Consider the following 17,535-nt stretch of genomic DNA (forward strand, 5'->3'; position numbering starts at 1 on the left):
TCAGCTGGCGCGGAACTGGGTGATGTAGCGCAGGAAGTTGCCGTAGCCCTCGTCGTTGCTGAGCGTCGGCGACAACGACTCGGTGTTCCATCCGATCGTGGACGGACGCAGTACCAGCGGCACCATCTCGCTCTGCTCGTCGGCGACGGCGCAGAGGTTCTCGAACACGGCGGCCCGGTCGGCCCCCGGCTCGGTCGAGTATCCGTCGGCGATCAGCCCGTCGAGTTCGTCGGAGCCCTTCATGAAGACGGCCGAGAAGCCGGCGACCTCGGGGTTCCACCAGGTCGTGACCATCGCAGGATCCGCGTAGCCGGCGAACCAGCTCAAAGCGAGGTCGAATGTCGCGGGGCTGCCGTACACCTGATCGGAGTAGGTGGCGTAATCGACCTGCTGGATCTCGACCGTCACGCCGATCTCGGCGAGGTTCTGCTGCATGACCTGAGCGATCTGGGCAAGTACCGGCTCATCGGTGTACACGACGAGGTCGAGCTCGAGGCCTCCGACCTCGTCGATCACCGCTTTCGCCGCGGCGACGTCGTGTGCGGCCGAGGGGAGGTCCGCGGCGAGGCACGAGTCGGGAAGACCGGCGGGGGTGACCCCGGTGGCCGCGGTCGAGCCGCCGAATGCGAGTTCGTTGATCGCATCACGATCGATCGCGCTGTTGATGGCGAAGCGCACGTCCTCATCCTGCAGCGCCTCATCGCCCGTGAGGGAGTTGATCATCAGGTAGTGGAAGTCGGTGTTCTTCTGTCCGACGACGCTGACCTCCTGCGCGTTCGCCAGGAGCTCCGCCGAGTCGATGGAGTTGAGCACGGCGAAGTCGGCCGATCCGTCGCGGAGGGCTGCGGCCCTGGTGGCCTCATCGCCGACGATGTCGATCGTCAGCGTCGAGAAGCCCAGCGAGGCGGCGTCGGGGTGGTGCTCGTTCGGCTCGAACGTCCACTCCTCATCCTGTCGGTGCGCGGTCGCGACGAGGGGGCCTGTGCCGACCATCTCGGTCGTGATGTCGATCTCGCCTGCCTCGATCTCGGCCATGGGCAGGACGGCGGCGGGGGTGTTCGCCAGCGCGGCGAGGAACGGTGCGTAGGGCTCAGACAGCGTGACCGTGACCTCGAGATCGCCGGTCTCCTCGATCGAGGCGATCGGGCCGAGCTGACCCGTCCACGTGGTCGGGGTGTCGATGAGACGCTGCAGGCTGCCGGCGACATCGGCAGCCGTCATGGCACGGCCGTTCGAGAACACCGCGTCATCGGCGAGCGTGAAGACGTACTCGGTGTCGCTCGGCGTCTTCCACGAGGTGGCGAGAGACGGCGCGACGTCGAGATTCTCGTCGATCGTGGTGAGGGTCTCGTACGACAGTCCCTCCAGCATCCACGAGCGCGCGGTCGCCGCACCCTGCGGGTCGAGACCGCCGGCCTCTGCGGTGTCGTAGTCGACCTGGACGACGAGGTCGCCACCGTCGTCGAATGCGTCGTCGGCGACGGCGAGGAAGCCGGGTGCCGCCTCTTCCTGTGTCGGTTCGGTGTCTGGTGAGGCGCCGGCTGCGCATCCGGTGAGTGCGAGGACGGCGATGGCGGACATCGCCACCCCCGCGCGAGCTGCTGTGTGCATGTCGGTGTTTCCCTTCGGGATGCCGGACGACGGCTGATCAGCCGTGGTGCGACGACGGGCGGACAGAGAGGTGATGCAGGTGGTGCTCGGAGTGCGCAGTGCCTGTGTCCTCGTGAGCGCAGGCGCATGCGGTGGGGGAGGCCGGGACGTCGAGGGTCGGGTTCCGGTCGAAGAAGTCGTGGGGTCTGAGGGTGAACCCGCACGTGTCGACGGGCATGATCGGCCAGTCCTCGGTGCGGGGGAAATGGGTGAGACCGAACGTATGCCAGAGCACGAGGTCGGCGCCGTCGAGCGAGGCGTCGTCGGCGACGAAGGCGGGGAGCCCCTGCTCGGGCGCGCTCTGATTGACGACGTCGCCGGCGGGGTAGCGCTCGTCGGGGTCGTAGGCGGTGACCCACAGATCGGACATCGCGAACCGTGCACGCGACGCGATCACCGATTCGGGCTGCGCCAGCAGCACGGGCTTGCCCTCAGGGGCCAGCACATAGGAGGTCGGTCGGCCGAGACGATTCTTCGCGGTCGCGCTGCTCACGCGCCAGGTGCGATCGACCGTCGCGTTGGCGCGACGGCGTCCCTCCTGCTCGCTCCGCAGCCGGGTGGTCGTGAAGCCGATCGCGCTGCCGTGCACGTTGTGGTCGTCGATCGGCAGGGCTCCGACATCGATCTCGTCCATCACGGCCGGGCCGTCGTCGACCGCCATGTCGAGGCGGGCGCAGAACAGATGCTGGTGGTAGGGGGCGGCAAGGCCCGGTGCCAGTTCGCTCGCGAACCGGCTGGTGCGCTCGTCGTAGGCGGCGGTGAAGACGAGGCCGGTGGCCTTGGCCTCGAACTCGATCTTGCCGTCGAGGTAGAGGTACCAGTAGAAGCCGTAGTCGTAGTTGCCGACGGTGACGAAGAACGAGATGACCAGGCGGCGCTGTCGTCGCACATCGCTCGAGCCGGTGAACTGCTCGGTGTGCTTCCAGAGCACACCGGCATCCTCCTCGTGGATGCAGATGGCGTTGGGCAGAACCTTGACGTTCCCTCGCGCATCGGCGATCGGTACGTCGAGATAGGTGATGTCGCCGACGCAGTCGCAGCCGAGTTCGAGCGAGTTCACCAGTCGTCCGAGCTGGTATTCGCCGGTGTCGAAGTAGTTCTGCCAGAAGCGCACCGGCCCCGGGTCGCCGTAAGGGACGAGCATCTCGGCGATCGAGGCGCGGTGCACGATCGGACGCACACGTCCGTCGTCCTCGAAGCCGATGCCGTGCAGGATGAGACCCTCCCGCATGTCGTAGCCGATGCGCAGCGACCACTTCTCCCACGAGATCACGTCGCCGTCGAACGAGAAGCTCGGTCCCTCCGGCTGCGTGATGACGATCGGCTTCTGCGTCGTGCGCTCGGGGCCGAAGGTGCCTGGCACGTGGTAGTCGGCGGTCTCCTGAGGGATCGGCATCACCCCCGTGTCGATGACGTCGACGACCGTTCGGCTCGCGAGATCGACGTACGCGACGAGGCCGTCGATCGGGTGCGCCCAGGGCATGGTCTGCGGGGTCGGCTGGTGGTGCCCGAGCACGCGCGCCAGTCGGCGTCCACTCTCGCCTTCGATCGGGTAGCGGCCCGCCGACAGGCCGGCGAGCGCCACGGTGCTCGGGTCGTCGATTCCTCGAGCCGAGAGCGCGGTGGCCCAGCGCGCGTCGGCGCCGATGAGCTCGCGGATGATCACGTGCTCCTCCTGGAGCAGCGGCACCTGGCCGTCGATCTCGGGGTCGATGTCGACGTCCTTCACGAGCGTGCCGGAGCCGAGATCCACCGAGAGCGCCCGAGCGCGTCCGCTGTCGACGTCGAGGAGCTGCACGCGAGCGCGGCGGGGGACGGATCGGCCGGCGACGACCTCGGTGCGGTCGGGCTCGTCGAGTCCGATGTAGGCGATGCGGTGCTCGTCGCCGAGTGCGCCTTCAGCGCGGAGGATCTCGGCGGCGCGCTGCAGCTCGTCCGCCGAGAGCGTCGCGTACGGCGCACCGGACTCATCGCCGAGGCGGCGCGAGCGCTGGACGTGGTCGGACGAGGAACAGCTGCAGTTCATGGAGTCTCCATCGGAAGTCGGTGCCGGAACGTCTGCGTGCCGGAACGTTCCGGCAAAAGTATGCGAAAAGCGTGTTACGGCGCAAGACCCGATGTGTTTCGAGTGGATTACGGCTTGCTCCGTGTGGCTAGACTCGGCCGCATGCAAGAGCCACGACGCGCCAGATTGATCGATGTCGCTCGGCGCGCGGGGGTCGGAAAGACCACGGCGTCCGACGCGCTCAGCGGCGGCGGTCGCGTGTCTTCGGCCACCCGGGAGGCCGTGCTGGCGGCAGCAGCCGAGCTCGGGTATTCGGTCAACACGGCGGCGCGACACCTCCGCGGCGGCGCGATCGGCACGATCGGGATCGTGCTCCCCGAGGTCGTGTCCCGGTCGTCGTACTACATGGCGTTCACCTTCGGAATCGTCACGAGCGCGGCGGCCCACGACATCGACGTGACCATTGTGAGCCCGTCGGCGTCGTCCGGTCGTTCCCGGCCCATCCGGGCGGACGGGTTGATCATCGGCGACCCGGTCTCGGGGGATCCCGGACTCCCGTCGCTCATGGCCTCCGGCATCCCGATCGTCACGCAGGAGCACCTGCCCGACGACATCGAGGGGGTTCCCGACGGCGTCATCTGGTCATCGCACGAGGCGGCGATGCTCCGGCTCCTCGACGAGATCGACGTCACTGAGGCGCAGCATCCCGCGTTGCTGGTCGCCCCGGATGCGACGGACTGGTCGCGCCAGCTCGTCTCGGGCTATCGGAGAGGATGCGCGGCACGCGGCCTCGATCCGGTCATCGCGCCGATCTCGTTCGAGGCGCCATGGCACGCGGTGCGCGAGTCGACCGAACGGCTGCTGCAGACGAATCCCGACACCGACGTGATCATCTGCGGCCCGGACTCGAGTGCGATCGAGGTCGTCGCCGTGCTCGGGCGCCTGGGTCGCACGGTCGGCGAGGACATCACGGTCGTCTCGTGCGTCGACCATCCGTCGCTGCCCTTCCTGACTCCGTCGATCACCTCGATCGATCTGCGCCCCCGCGACTCGGGAGTCGCCTGCGCCGAGCTCCTCATCGACCTGCTCGACGGCCGGGTGGCATCCGGCACCGATGTGGAGTTCCCGATCACGGTCGTCGCACGGGAGTCCACCTCGCAGGCGCTGCGGGTGCACCGGTGAGCGCGCCGCTCGACGGGATCGTCGTCGCGGACTTCTCCCGCGTGCTCGCGGGGCCGCTGGCGACCATGACCCTCGCCGATCTCGGGGCGCGGGTCGTCAAGGTCGAGAGGCCCGGCACGGGCGACGACACGAGGGCGTGGGGTCCGCCCTATGCCGAGTCAGGGATCACGACGTATTTCGAATCCGCCAACCGCGGCAAGGAGTCCGTGGCTCTCGACCTCACCGATCCGGACGATGCGGCGCGCGCTCGCGAACTGATCGCGAGAAGCGATGTGGTCATCGAGAACTTCCGACCGGGGCTCTTCGCGAAACTCGGGTTCGACTGGGACTCTCTCGCCGCCGAGCATCCCGGTCTCGTCTACGTCTCGGTCAGCGGCTTCGGGTTGGGGGACGGCGCTGCGCTCCCCGGATACGACTTCGTCGCCCAGGCAGTCGGCGGCCTCATGCACATCACCGGCGAGACCGGCGGCGATGCCATGAAGGCCGGTGTCGCCCTGGTGGACGTGCTGACCGGCAAGGACGCGGTGATCGGCATCCTCGCGGCCCTCCGCAGGCGGGAGCTGACGGGGCGCGGCTCGAGGATCGACGTCAACCTGCTGTCGAGCCTGCAGGCGGCGTTGGTCAATCAGATGTCGGCGCACCTCGGAGCGGGTACCGAGCCCGGAAGGCTGGGCAACCGGCATCCGTCGATCGCTCCCTACGAATCGCTGCGGTGCGCCGATGCGCCGATCGCTGTCGCCTGCGGCAACGACGCACAGTTCGCCCGGATGACCATGGAACTCGGATGCGCGCAGCTCGCCGCCGACCCGCGGTTCCTCACGAACCCCGACCGCGTCGCGCATCGCGAGGAACTCGTCGTCGCGCTCGAGTCCGCGCTGGCTGCGGACACGGCGGCGGCGTGGGCCGCGAGGCTGAATCGCATCGGCGTGGCCGCCGGTGTCGTCAACTCGATCGGCGACGGGATCGCGCTCGCCGAGGAGCTCGGCCTCGAGCCCGTGTGGGATGCCGTCGGTGGCGACGGGCGTCGGTCGAGGCAGATCCGCTCACCGCTCACCTGGTCCCCGGCGATCCCGGTGACGGCGTCCGCACCCCCACGGCTCGGCGAGCATGACGAGTCCGTGCGGGCCTGGTTGGATGCCGATCGCTAGAGCCCACGATCGCGGAGCGCGAGCCACAGTTCTGCCGCGACATCCGGGTCATCGAGCGAAGCGTCGAGCGTCTTCTCGGCGGTCGTGATCCTCGGCCGGATGGTGTTCCGGTGCACGCCGAGTTCCCGTGCCGTCCGCTCGGCCTGATGACGGTTGCGCAGGTACGCGATGACCGTGCGCCGCAGTTCCGGCTCGGTGTGCGCCAGCAGATCAGCCCAGCGGCGTGACCGCGAATCCGGATCGGTGCGGGCTCCTGCGCCGGGATCGGCGCGGTGGAGGGCGATGACCCGGGCTGTCGCGGCAGCGACGTCTTCCAGGCCGACCGGTCCGCTGAGGACTCCGGAATCGGGCGTCGGGTCTGCCTCGGCGGAGAGCAGGGTGAGGTGCACGCCCGCATGCGGGGCCCCGGCGCCGAATCCTCCGTCGACGGTCGCACCGACCCCGGCCAGGACGCGGAAGAGCATCGGCATCTCGATGCCGGAGGCGCCGGCGAGGGCGCGGGCCGCCGCGGGTTCGCCGCGAATCGCGAGTTCGGCGATCCATTCCTCGGGCGTCGGGCCCCCGCGATCGCGCGCGCTCAGCAGCCGCAGCAATGCGGTGGCGGTGAGAGCGAGTTGGCGATCCGAGCTGCCGAAAGGTCTGCCCGCGCCGAGCGCGAGCGCACCGCGGGTGCGTTCGCCGTCTGTCACCGCATGGGCGACGACCGTCGAACCGTGCGATACGAACGAGGCCGCCTCGACGCCGGAGCGCAGCAGCGACCTCTCCACGTCTGTGCGCACGGAGGGCAGCATCCCCTCGAGCGACGGGGGGTGCAGGATGTCCGTCGAGCCGCCAGGGCCGATCGGCAGCCACGCGACCCATCCCCCGATGGCCTGCGCCATCACCCGCACGACCGCGGTGATCGGATCAGGCCCGGCCGCGGCCTGCACGAGACGGGTGTGGGCATGCGCGGTGCGCATCGCCTCCTCCTGGCCGCCGCGGCCCGCGAGCGACCAGAACGCTCGGGAGACGTCGAGGAACGGGAGGCCGTCCGGCACTTCGAAGATCGGTATGCCGGTCGCGCGGCAGCGCTCCACCAGCGCGTGCGGCGCGTGCTCCCACCCCTCGCCGAGACCGATCCCGATCGCGCCGATGCCCTGTTCGGCGAGTCTGTCGACGTAGGCCTCGGCCGAGTGGGAGTGCAACGGGATGCCGGTGGTGAGCAGCAGTTCGCCGCCGTCGAGATAGCGGCCGGGGTCGTCGAGCTCCGAGACATGCACCCCGGTGATGCTGCGTGCGGCGTCGAACGGTGCGAGCGGGCGCAAAGAGGCGCCCGATGCGAGAGCGAGTTCACCCAGCGAGACCATGCCGCCATTGTGCAGTACGCACAGGGTGAGCATCAAGACTGGGCGAAGTGTTGCCCCTGCCGCCTCCGGCGCGATCTAGCGTCGACCTCATGACCTCCGCTCCGCATCTGATCACCGAGATTCCCGGCCCGCGCTCGCGCGAGCTCCACGCTCAGCGCACCGCCGCCGTCGCCTCCGGTTTCGGAATCACCCTTCCCGTCTTCATCGCGCGCGCCGGCACCTCGACGCTCGAGGACGTCGACGGCAACACGCTCATCGATCTCGCCTCGGGCATCGCCGTCACCAGCGTCGGTGCGGCGAATCCTCGAGTGCGTGAGAACGTCGCCGCCCAGCTCGACCTCTTCACCCACACCTGCTTCATGGTGACCGAGTACGAAGGGTTCGTGCGGGTGGCCGAATGGCTCAACGCCCACGTGCCCGGCGACTTCGACAAGCGCACCGCCCTGTTCAGCACGGGGGCCGAAGCCGTCGAGAACGCGGTGAAGATCGCCCGGGCGCACACCGGCCGACCAGGGGTGCTCGTGATCGACGAGGCCTACCACGGCCGTTCCCTGCTGACCATGGCGATGACCGCCAAGGAGCACCCGTACAAGACCACGTTCGGCCCCTTCCCGAACGACGTCGTGCGGGGGCCGAACGCCAACCCGCTGCGTGGAGAAGGCGCCGATGCCGCACTCGCCGAGATCGAGCGGGTCGTCATCGAGCACGGCGCCGACCACTTCGCCGCGCTCGTGGTCGAGCCGATCCAGGGCGAGGGCGGATTCATCGTCCCTGCCGAAGGGTTCCTTCCGGGGCTCCGCCGGATCGCGGACACGCACGGGATCGTGCTCGTCATCGACGAGATCCAGAGTGGCCTCGGCCGCACAGGTCGCCTCTTCGCGAGCGAGCACGAGGGGGTCGCGGGCGACATCACGCTCACGGCCAAAGCCCTCGGTGGCGGGCTGCCGTTGAGCGCCGTCACGGGCCGCGCCGAGATCATGGACGCCGCGCACACGGGCGGCCTCGGCGGCACGTACGCGGGCAACCCCCTCGCCTGCGCCGCGGCGCTCGCCGTGTTCGACGTGCTCGAAGACCCTGAGCTGCTGCCGGGCGTGGCGCGCATCGAACAGAGCATCCGAGCCCACCTCGAGCCGCTTCTCGCCGAGCTCCCGGTGATCGCCGAGGTGCGAGGGCGAGGAGCGATGATGGCCCTCGAATTCGCCGACCCCGACACTCTCGCGCCGCGCGCCGACCTCGCTCAGCGCGTCACCGCCGCCTGCCACGCGGCGGGGGTGCTCACGCTGACCTGCGGCACGCACGGCAACGTCATCCGCCTGCTGCCGCCGCTCGTGATCGAGCCTGCCGTGCTCGACACCGGGCTCGAGATCCTCAGCCGTTCCATCCGCTCCATCGCCGCCGAGGAGGCCGCAGCATGACCGTCGTTCCCGATCTGCTCGACTTCGACGAGATGCTCAGCGACGACGAACGGGCGACGCGCGACCGTGTGCGTGCCTTCGTCGACGCCCGCATCCGTCCCCACATCGCCGACTGGTACGACCGCGCGATCTTCCCGACCGAGCTCGCGCCGGAGCTGGCCGAGCTCGGACTGCTCGGCATGCATCTGTCGGGATACGGGTGCGCCGGTCGAAGCGCGGTCGAGTACGGACTCGCCGCGATGGAGCTCGAAGCGGGCGACTCGGGTCTGCGCACCTTCGTGTCGGTGCAGGGTTCGCTCGCGATGAGCGCCATCCACAAGCACGGCAGCGAGGATCAGAAGCAGGAGTGGTTGCCTCGCATGGCACGCGGCGAGGTGATCGGATGCTTCGGACTCACCGAGCCCAACTCGGGGTCTGATCCTTCGAGCATGACCACATTCGCTCGTCGCGACGGCGACGGCTGGGTGATCAACGGCGCGAAGCGGTGGATCGGTCTCGCCTCCATCGCGCAGGTCGCGATCATCTGGGCGCAGACGGATGACGGCGTTCGCGGCTTCATCGTGCCCACGGATTCCGACGGCTTCGTCGCGACGCCGATCGCCCCCAAGCTGTCGATGCGCGCATCGATCCAGTGCGACATCACGCTCACCGACGTGCGCCTGCCGGCGACCGCGCAGCTTCCGGAGGCTCGCGGTCTTCGCGCCCCGTTCTCGTGCCTCAACGAGGCGCGCTACGGCATCGGCTGGGGGGTGATCGGCGCCGCGCGCGACAGCTACGCCACGGCCCTCTCGTACGCCCGCACCCGCATCCAGTTCAACCAGCCGATCGCCGCGTTCCAGCTCACCCAGCAGAAGCTCGTCGACATGGCGATCGAGATCGAGAAGGCCCAGCTGCTCGCTCTGCGACTCGGCAGGCTGAAGGATGCCGGAAAGCTCGCGCCGCATCAGATCTCGGTCGCCAAGCTCAGCAACACCAGGGCAGCCATCGCCATCGCCCGGGAGGCGAGGACCGTCCTCGGGGGAAACGGGGTGTCCGGTGACTACTCGCCGCTCCGCCACGCCGCCAACCTGGAATCGGTCCGCACATATGAGGGCACCGACGAGGTGCACACACTCGTGTTGGGGGCCCACATCACTGGCTTCTCCGCCTTCCGCAGCACCATCACCGAGGGAGCATCATGACCGTCATCGCCCTGCGCCACTTCATCGACGGGACCTGGGTCGAGGGTGGGGGAGAGGCCCTCGTCGACGTCAATCCGAGCCGACCGAGCGACATCGTCGCCGAGGGGCCGGGAGCGTCGGATGCCGATGTTGACCGCGCCTATGCCGCGGCCCGTGCGGCCTTCGACGGTTGGCGTCGCACACCGGCACGCGCACGCGCCGGCATCCTTCTCCGTGCAGCCGACATCATCGAGGCGCATCGTGACGAGTGGGGTCGGGAGCTCGCCCGCGAAGAGGGCAAGACGCTCGCAGAGGCGATCGCCGAGACCGGGCATTCAGCGAACATCCTCCGTTTCCACGCCCAAGAGGTCGAACGCCAGAGCGGCGGTGTCTTCGAGTCGCCGACTCCGGGGGAGCGCATCCTCGTGATCAGAAGACCTGTGGGCGTCGTCGGGGCGATCACGCCGTTCAACTTCCCGATCTCGATCCCGGCGTGGAAGCTCGCTCCTGCCCTGGTCTGGGGCAACACGGTGGTCTGGAAACCCGCGACGTTCGTGCCGGTGCTCGCGATGCGATTCGCCGAGGCGCTCGAGCAGGCTGGACTGCCCCGGGGTGTGCTGAACCTCGTGAACGGCACGGCCGCCGTCGGCGAGGCGATCGTCTCGCATCCGGATGTGGACGCGGTGACCTTCACCGGCTCCACGAAGGTAGGCAGGATCATCGCAGCGCAGCTGGCTGCCCGCGGTGTCCCGTTCCAGGGCGAGTTGGGCGGCAAGAACGCCTCGCTCGTGCTCGCCGACGCAGACCTCGACGTCGCTGTGGAGCAGGTGGCGATCGGGGCTTTTCGCGCAGCAGGACAGAAGTGCACCGCGACCTCACGGGTGATCGTGCACCACGCGGTCGCTGACGAGTTCCTGCGTCGGCTCGCCGCACGGACCGAGCGGATGGTCGTGGGCGACGCCGAAGACGAGGCCGTCGAGGTCGGGCCAGTCGTCGATGGCTCCGCGCGAGACCGCGTCGCGGCCGCCATCGCGCGCGCGCGAACGACTGCGACAGCAGTGGTCGCTCCGGAGCCGTACGCGGCCGGCGACCTCGACGACGGCTATTTCATCGCACCGTCGGTGTTCGAGCTGAATGAGGACGACCCGGGCGAGCTGTGGACGGAGGAGCTGTTCGGCCCCGTGATAGGCGTGCGCAGGGTATCGAGCACCGCAGCGGGGATCGCGCTCGTCAACGACAGCGACTACGGCCTCTCGACCGCGGTCTTCACGACCGGTCTCGCGGATGCGCTCAGCGCGATCGAGGACATCAGGGCGGGTGTCGTGCACATCAACTCGGCGTCGGCCGGCGCAGACCTGCACGTGCCGTTCGGCGGCAGCGGCGCGAGTGCGCTCGGGCCGAAGGAGCAGGGCGCCGCGGCCCGGGAGTTCTTCACCGAGACCGCGACGGTGTATCTGAAGGGCTGATCTCTCAGCGGGGGTCAGCGTCTCCACCGTGATGTCCGATTTCCGCCAGTCCATGTCGGAGGGCGGTGGCAGAGTGGAGGCATGAGCTTCCCCGTGACCGACTTCGATGAGCGATACCGTGCGATCAGCGCGCGTGACACCCGCTTCGACGGGCAGTTCGTGACCGCCGTGCGCTCTACCGGGATCTACTGCCGTCCGAGTTGCCCCGCGCGCACGCCCAAGCCGCAGAACGTCACCTTCTATCCCACCAGCGCAGCGGCGCACGAGGCGGGCTTCCGGGCGTGCAAGCGCTGTCTGCCAGAAGCTGCCCCGGGCTCGCCTGCGTGGGACCTGCGCAGTGACGTCGCGGCGCGGGCGATGCGTCTCATCGCCTCGGGCGTCGTCGAGCGCGAGGGAGTGTCGGGCCTCGCCGTGCGTCTCGGCTATTCGACACGGCACCTGACCCGACTGCTCTCGACCGAGCTGGGGGCAGGTCCACTCGCCCTCGCGCGGGCGCATCGCGCGCACACGGCGCGCATGCTGCTGGTGGGCACGGACATGCAGATCTCGGATGTGGCTTTCTCGGCGGGTTTCGCGAGCATTCGGCAGTGCAACGACACGATCCGCGAGGTGTTCACTCTGACTCCGGGCGAGCTCCGGGCTCGACGGAAGACCCCGGCGTCCGCGGCTCCCGGTGCGATCGACCTCGTCCTCCCGTACCGCGGGCCGCTCGATGCGTCCGGAATCTTCCAGTGGATGGCTGCGCGTGCGGTATCGGGGGTCGAAGAGGCCGCGACCACATCTTTCTCTCGGCACCTGCGTATGGCGGGCGGGCCCGCGTGGTTCGAAGTGCATCAGGACTCGACGCAGCGACTGCACCTTCGGGCGCGCGTCGCTCAGCTCGGCGACCTCGCTCCGCTGGTGTCGACCGTGCGACGGATCTTCGACCTCGACGCCGACCCTCTCGCGGTCGACGAGGCGCTGAGCGCCCACCCCGAGATCGCTCCGCTGGTCGCGCGCACTCCGGGCATCCGCGTGCCGGGCTCGGCGGATCCGCACGAGATGCTGATCCGTGCCATGGTCGGTCAGCAGATCACCGTCGTCGCCGCGCGCACTGCCCTCACCGCGCTCGCCGACGCGCTGGGGGAGCGCACGGAGCAGGGGCTGCTCTTCCCGACGATGGCGGCGATCGCCGAGCACGGGGCCTCGGTGCTGCGCGGACCGGCCGCCCGCATCATGGCGATCGTCGGCGCAGCGAGGGCCCTCGCCGACGGCAGCCTCGCTCTCACGGTCGGCGACGACGGAGTCGAGCAGCGCGCTGCCCTGCTCGCGATGCCCGGCATCGGCCCCTGGACGGCCGACTACGTGCGGATGCGGGTGCTGGGCGACCCCGACGTGCTGCTCCCCGGCGACGTCGCACTTCGTGCGGGGGCCGCCGCGTCCGGACTGCCGGCGGATCCGCTGCCGCTGGTCGCGTGGGCCGAGCGGGCTGCCCCGTGGCGCAGTTATCTCAGTGCTCACCTCTGGCGAGCAGCGCCCGCACGTCCGGTTCGACGGCCGAGCGCGAGACAGACCACCGCCCTTGTGAAGGAGACCTCATGAACGCCATCATCCAGACCGTCGAGACGCTCGACGGACCGTTCACCATCCTCGCCGACGACCGTCAGCGGGTGCTCGCCTCTGGATGGACGGCCGACCAGGCGACGATCCTCGCACGGCTCGCCGTCCCGGTGCGGCCGGCGGAGGTGCGCGAGGGCGAGACGGACGCGGCTGCCGCTGCGCTCTCGTTCTATGCCGGAGACCTCTCGGCGATCGACGCGGTCGCCGTGAAGCAGACGGGCACGGCGCTCCAGCTCACCGGATGGTCGGCGCTGAGGTCGATCGAGCCGGGGGAGCCGCTGACCTACACCTCGTTCGCAGCGCGGCTCGGCAACCCCCGTGCGGTGCGCGCCGCGGCATCGATCTGCGCCCGCAACGCCCCCGCGCTCTTCGTGCCGTGCCACCGTGTGCTGCGGTCGGATGGCACCCTCGGCGGGTTCGCCTGGGGCCTCGACGTCAAGGCGAGCCTGCTGGAGCGAGAAGCCGCGCGGGGATGAATCGGGAATCTCTCTTGTGCTCAGCTTGTTCACAGGAATAGGCTGGTGGGCTGTCGCACCGACCGGGACGACATAGCCGAGCCCCTGAGGAGGACACCATGACATCGATCGCCGCTGTGCAGATCGCCGCTCTCGGCTCGACCCCGGTGCGCCCGCTCCGCTAGAGCCACTTTCCGACACGCACGACCACCGGATGCCGGACTCCGAGAGTCCTTCGCTGCGTCTGCCGCCTTCAGCAACCGCTTCCCCATACGAAACTCGTCTGAGAGACATGTCTTCCTCGCCTTCATCGCAGAACGCCTCCCCTTCCTCCTCCCTTTCCACACCGGCCGCACTGTGGCGCCTGAAGCCTTTCGTCAAGCCCGTCATCTGGCGGCTCGCGGGAGGCGCCGCGAGCGCGCTCGTCGCCGCGATCATCGCACTGATGATTCCGATCGTCCTCGAGCAGATCATCCGCGGTCCTGTGCGGACGGGCGCGATCGATGCGATCGCCTGGGGTGCGCTCGCGGTCTTCGGCCTCGCGCTGGGTGAGGCGCTCATGGTCTGGCTGCGCCGCCAGTTCGTGCTCAACCCCGCAACACAGGTCGAGTACAAGATGCGCACCGAGCTCTACTCGCGCCTGCAGACGCTGCCGGTCTCCTTCCATGACCGCTGGCAGTCGGGGCAGCTGCTGAGCCGGATGATGCAGGACATCGGCCTGATCCGCCGGTGGCTGGCCTTCGGCCTCGTCCTGCTGGTGGTCAACGTCCTGACCATCATCATCGGATCCGTGCTCCTGTTCCGCTGGCACTGGCTGCTGGGAGTGATCTTCATCGTCACCGCCATTCCGCTCTGGATCCGCGGCTACCTCTTCGAGAAGCGTTACGGCGCGCTCACTCGCCGCAGCCAGGACCAGGCCGGCGACCTCGCCACCAGCGTCGAGGAGAGCGTGCACGGCATCCGCGTGCTCAAGGCGTTCGGTCGGGGCAAGCACGCTCTGAGCCGCTTCAGCCGCCAGGCCGAGACGCTGCGTGAGACCGAGATGAGCAAGGCCGGCGCGATCGCGTCGATCTGGTTCTGGCTCGATCTCATGCCGCAGATCGCGTTCGGGCTGAGCTTGATGTCCGGCATCTGGCTGATCTCGCAGGGACAGATCGACGAGGCTCAGCTGTTCGCGTTCTTCGCCATGGCCGTCGTGCTGCGCTGGCCGATCGAATCGATCGGGTTCCTGTTCTCGTTCATGCTCGACGCCCGCACGGCGACCGATCGCGTGTTCGACATCTACTCCGAGACGAACAGCATCACCGACCCCGAGAACCCCGTGCACATCGCGGAACCCCGTGGCGAGCTCGCATTCGACAAGGCGCACTTCCGGTACCAGGACGCGGGCGCGAACGAGCGCGATCTGCTCGACGGCATCGATCTCGTGCTGCGCCCGGGCGAGACCATGGCGCTCGTGGGGCTGACCGGCAGCGGCAAGACCACCCTGACCACCCTGCCCACGCGCCTCTACGACGTCACCGGCGGGCGCGTGACGCTCGACGGCGTCGACGTGCGCGACCTGCCGCTCGCCGAGCTGCGTCAGCACATCGCGATGGCGTTCGAGGACGCCACGCTGTTCTCGGCCACCGTGCGCGAGAACGTCCTGCTCGGACGGGCCGATCTCGACGTGCACAGCGACGAGGCCGAACGAGTGCTGCGCGAAGCGCTCGACGTGGCACAGGCCTCTTTCGTGGACTCGCTCCCCGAGGGGGTCGAGACCGTCATCGGCGAGGAAGGGTTGAGCCTGTCCGGCGGACAGCGTCAGCGTCTCGCACTGGCCAGGGCGGTCGCCGCCAAGCCGAAGGTGCTCGTGCTCGATGACCCGTTGTCGGCGCTCGACGTCGACACCGAGGCTCTCGTCGAAGAGGCGCTGCGGCACGTGCTGGCCGATACGACCGCCATGATCGTGGCGCACAGGCCCTCGACCGTGGCTCTGGCCGACCGGGTCGCGCTGCTCGAATCGGGCCGAGTCACCGCCGTCGGGACGCACAGCGAGCTGCTGAAGACGAGTCGTCACTACCGCCACGTCATCTCCAGCCTCGAGGCTGAGGAGGCGGCGCGCACCGGCGCGATCCCGATCATCCGCGATGAGGAAGACGAGATCGACGCCGTCGTGCAGGACGGGATCCGCCAGGACGCCGCCGACGAAGACATCATCACCGAGAAGGAGGTGCAGCGATGAGCTCCGCGATCACCGGAACCCAGGACGAAGACCGCTCCAGCTACACCAAGGAGGAGAGCCGGGCCATCCGTCGCCGGTCGCTCCGACTGCTGGGATCGCTCGTGCGTCCGCTGAAGCCGCAGATCACTCTGGCGGCCATCGTTCTCGTCATCTCGACGGCGCTCCAGGTCGCGGGACCGATCCTCATCAGCATCGGTCTCGACCGTGCCCTGCCCGCCGTGCTCGAGCGCGCCGATTGGATGCCGACCTTCATGATCGGCGGGATCTACCTCCTCGCCGGCGCCGTCGCGGCGGCGATGATCGCCTGGTACGTGATCATCGCGGCCAAGCTCACGCAGGCGGTGCTGCTCGACCTCCGCAAGCGGATCTTCCTGCACACCCAGCGCCTCAGCCTGGAGTTCCACGAGTCCTACACCTCCGGTCGCATCATCTCGCGTCAGACGAGCGACCTCGACTCGATCAAGGAGCTGCTCGACGGCGGGCTGAACGAGCTCGTCTCCGGCGTGCTGTTCGGCCTGTTCACCTTCATCGCGCTGTGCGTGTGGGACTGGCAGTCCGGGCTCATCCTCGCGATCGGCGGCGTACCCCTGTTCTTCCTGATGCGCTGGTTCTACTCGCGTTCGCAGCTCGTCTATCGTGAGTCGCGCGTCATCAGCGCGAAGGTCATCGTGCAGTTCGTCGAGACCATGACCGGCATCCGTGCCGTCAAGGCCTTCCGCAAGGAGCCTCGCAATGACGTGACCTTCCAGAAGATCGCCGGCGACTACCGGGACGTCAACCGACGCTCGATGCTGCTGTTCGGCACGTTCGAGCCCGGCCTGATGGGCGTCGCGGCGCTCGTGCTCGGAATCGTCGTGCTGTGGGGCGGCATCAGGGTCTCGAACGAGACCCTCACCGTCGGCGTGCTGCTGTCGGCCGTGCTGTACGTGCGCAACTTCTTCGCGCCGATGCAGGAGATCGCGATGTTCCTGAACTCCTACCAGTCCGCCACCGCGGCCCTGGAGAAGGTGTCCGGAGTGCTCGAAGAGGTGCCGACGGTTCCGGATCCCGAGAAGCCGGTCGACCTGTGGGAGTCGCGCGGACACGTGCGGTTCGACGAGGTCACGTTCGGATACAACGGCGAGAAGACCATCCTGCCGAACTTCTCGCTCGACATCCCTGCCGGGCAGACGATCGCGCTGGTGGGTACCACGGGCGCGGGCAAGTCCACTCTGGCGAAGCTGATCTCCCGGTTCTACGACCCGTCGATCGGCACGGTCACGCTCGATGGAGTCGACCTGCGCAGCCTGCATCCGAAGGACCTGCGTCGCGCCATCGTGATGGTCACGCAAGAGGCCTACCTGTTCAGCGGCACGGTCGCCGACAACATCGCTCTCGGAAAGCCCGATGCCTCGCTGGATGAGATCCGTGCGGCTGCCCGCGCGGTCGGGGCAGACGAGTTCATCTCGTCGCTGCCCGACGGATACGGCACCGACGTCAACAAGCGCGGTGGCCGAGTGTCGGCGGGGCAGCGTCAGCTGATCTCGTTCGCGCGGGCGTTCCTCGCCGACCCTGCGGTGCTGATCCTCGACGAGGCGACCGCGTCTCTCGACATCCCCTCGGAACGTCTGATCCAGGATGCGCTGCAGACGCTCCTCAAGGACCGCACGGCGATCATCATCGCGCACCGGCTGTCGACGGTCGCGATCGCCGACCGGGTGCTCGTGATGGAGCACGGCAAGATCATCGAGGACGACACCCCGGAGACCCTCATCAGCGGCACGGGCAAGTTCGCTCAGTTGCACGCCGCCTGGCAGCAGACGCTGGTGTGACCGTCTCCTGAGCGAGCGCGACTGCTGTCGTCCTCCGCGTCTTCTGCGGCCACGGCGCACTTCCGCGGCCACGA

The 17,535-nt window shown here is 68.8% G+C and carries 12 protein-coding genes; 9 read left to right on the forward strand and 3 right to left on the reverse strand.

The genetic code is table 11. The annotated features are described in order from the left end of the window. Complete coding sequence (locus tag BEP68_RS11970) at positions 1–1,611, reverse strand: ABC transporter substrate-binding protein (protein ID WP_187250088.1); 1,611 nt, start codon at positions 1,609–1,611, stop codon at positions 1–3. Between the two features lie 37 nt (positions 1,612–1,648). Further along, positions 1,649–3,676 (reverse strand): primary-amine oxidase, encoded by a 2,028-nt coding sequence (locus BEP68_RS11975; RefSeq protein WP_187250089.1) that lies wholly within the window; start codon positions 3,674–3,676, stop codon positions 1,649–1,651. A gap of 141 nt (positions 3,677–3,817) precedes the next feature. Between BEP68_RS11975 and BEP68_RS11980 the strand changes: the two genes are divergently transcribed. Continuing rightward, positions 3,818–4,837, forward strand: coding sequence for a LacI family DNA-binding transcriptional regulator (locus BEP68_RS11980; RefSeq protein ID WP_187250090.1), 1,020 nt, complete (start codon positions 3,818–3,820; stop codon positions 4,835–4,837). Beyond that, positions 4,834–5,985, forward strand: coding sequence for a CaiB/BaiF CoA transferase family protein (locus BEP68_RS11985; RefSeq protein ID WP_222839402.1), 1,152 nt, complete (start codon positions 4,834–4,836; stop codon positions 5,983–5,985). The genes BEP68_RS11980 and BEP68_RS11985 overlap by 4 nt, the downstream gene beginning before the upstream one ends. Here BEP68_RS11985 and BEP68_RS11990 read toward each other — a convergent pair. Beyond that, positions 5,982–7,331, reverse strand: a complete 1,350-nt coding sequence (locus tag BEP68_RS11990) for a PucR family transcriptional regulator (RefSeq protein WP_187250091.1) — start codon at positions 7,329–7,331, stop codon at positions 5,982–5,984. The two genes, BEP68_RS11985 and BEP68_RS11990, sit on opposite strands and share 4 nt — an antisense overlap. An 89-nt stretch (positions 7,332–7,420) precedes the next feature. Here BEP68_RS11990 and gabT point away from each other — a divergent pair, with 89 nt between their 5' ends. From gabT to BEP68_RS12025, 7 genes are all read left to right on the forward strand, one after another. Further along, positions 7,421–8,746 (forward strand): 4-aminobutyrate--2-oxoglutarate transaminase, encoded by a 1,326-nt coding sequence (gene gabT / locus BEP68_RS11995; protein ID WP_187250092.1) that lies wholly within the window; start codon positions 7,421–7,423, stop codon positions 8,744–8,746. After that, positions 8,743–9,927, forward strand: coding sequence for an acyl-CoA dehydrogenase family protein (locus BEP68_RS12000; protein ID WP_187250093.1), 1,185 nt, complete (start codon positions 8,743–8,745; stop codon positions 9,925–9,927). Before gabT ends, BEP68_RS12000 begins: the two co-directional genes overlap by 4 nt. Further along, entirely contained in the window at positions 9,924–11,372 is a 1,449-nt protein-coding gene (locus BEP68_RS12005) for an aldehyde dehydrogenase family protein (RefSeq protein ID WP_187250094.1), read from the forward strand. Before BEP68_RS12000 ends, BEP68_RS12005 begins: the two co-directional genes overlap by 4 nt. Before the next feature lie 81 nt (positions 11,373–11,453). Then, on the forward strand, positions 11,454–12,953 hold the full coding sequence (locus BEP68_RS12010) for a DNA-3-methyladenine glycosylase 2 family protein (protein WP_187250095.1): 1,500 nt from the start codon (positions 11,454–11,456) through the stop codon (positions 12,951–12,953). Next, positions 12,950–13,447, forward strand: a complete 498-nt coding sequence (locus BEP68_RS12015; RefSeq protein ID WP_187250096.1) for a methylated-DNA--[protein]-cysteine S-methyltransferase — start codon at positions 12,950–12,952, stop codon at positions 13,445–13,447. The genes BEP68_RS12010 and BEP68_RS12015 overlap by 4 nt, the downstream gene beginning before the upstream one ends. Positions 13,448–13,718: 271 nt before the next feature. Continuing rightward, positions 13,719–15,650, forward strand: a complete 1,932-nt coding sequence (locus BEP68_RS12020; RefSeq protein WP_053099014.1) for an ABC transporter ATP-binding protein — start codon at positions 13,719–13,721, stop codon at positions 15,648–15,650. Then, positions 15,647–17,461, forward strand: a complete 1,815-nt coding sequence (locus BEP68_RS12025) for an ABC transporter ATP-binding protein (RefSeq protein ID WP_053099015.1) — start codon at positions 15,647–15,649, stop codon at positions 17,459–17,461. Before BEP68_RS12020 ends, BEP68_RS12025 begins: the two co-directional genes overlap by 4 nt. The last annotated feature ends 74 nt before the right edge of the window (positions 17,462–17,535 follow it).

It is taken from the genome of Microbacterium sp. 4-7, from assembly GCF_014332665.1.
Taxonomy (GTDB): domain Bacteria; phylum Actinomycetota; class Actinomycetes; order Actinomycetales; family Microbacteriaceae; genus Microbacterium.

What these genes read in the sequence shown, in the direction of transcription:
- BEP68_RS11970 (WP_187250088.1), bottom strand. Translation starts at nt 1,611, where the DNA reads ATGCACACAGCAGCTCGCGCGGGGGTGGCGATGTCCGCCATCGCCGTC.
- BEP68_RS11975 (WP_187250089.1), bottom strand. Translation starts at nt 3,676, where the DNA reads ATGAACTGCAGCTGTTCCTCGTCCGACCACGTCCAGCGCTCGCGCCGC.
- BEP68_RS11980 (WP_187250090.1), top strand. Translation starts at nt 3,818, where the DNA reads ATGCAAGAGCCACGACGCGCCAGATTGATCGATGTCGCTCGGCGCGCG.
- BEP68_RS11990 (WP_187250091.1), bottom strand. Translation starts at nt 7,331, where the DNA reads ATGGTCTCGCTGGGTGAACTCGCTCTCGCATCGGGCGCCTCTTTGCGC.
- gabT (WP_187250092.1), top strand. Translation starts at nt 7,421, where the DNA reads ATGACCTCCGCTCCGCATCTGATCACCGAGATTCCCGGCCCGCGCTCG.
- BEP68_RS12000 (WP_187250093.1), top strand. Translation starts at nt 8,743, where the DNA reads ATGACCGTCGTTCCCGATCTGCTCGACTTCGACGAGATGCTCAGCGAC.
- BEP68_RS12005 (WP_187250094.1), top strand. Translation starts at nt 9,924, where the DNA reads ATGACCGTCATCGCCCTGCGCCACTTCATCGACGGGACCTGGGTCGAG.
- BEP68_RS12010 (WP_187250095.1), top strand. Translation starts at nt 11,454, where the DNA reads ATGAGCTTCCCCGTGACCGACTTCGATGAGCGATACCGTGCGATCAGC.
- BEP68_RS12015 (WP_187250096.1), top strand. Translation starts at nt 12,950, where the DNA reads ATGAACGCCATCATCCAGACCGTCGAGACGCTCGACGGACCGTTCACC.
- BEP68_RS12020 (WP_053099014.1), top strand. Translation starts at nt 13,719, where the DNA reads ATGTCTTCCTCGCCTTCATCGCAGAACGCCTCCCCTTCCTCCTCCCTT.
- BEP68_RS12025 (WP_053099015.1), top strand. Translation starts at nt 15,647, where the DNA reads ATGAGCTCCGCGATCACCGGAACCCAGGACGAAGACCGCTCCAGCTAC.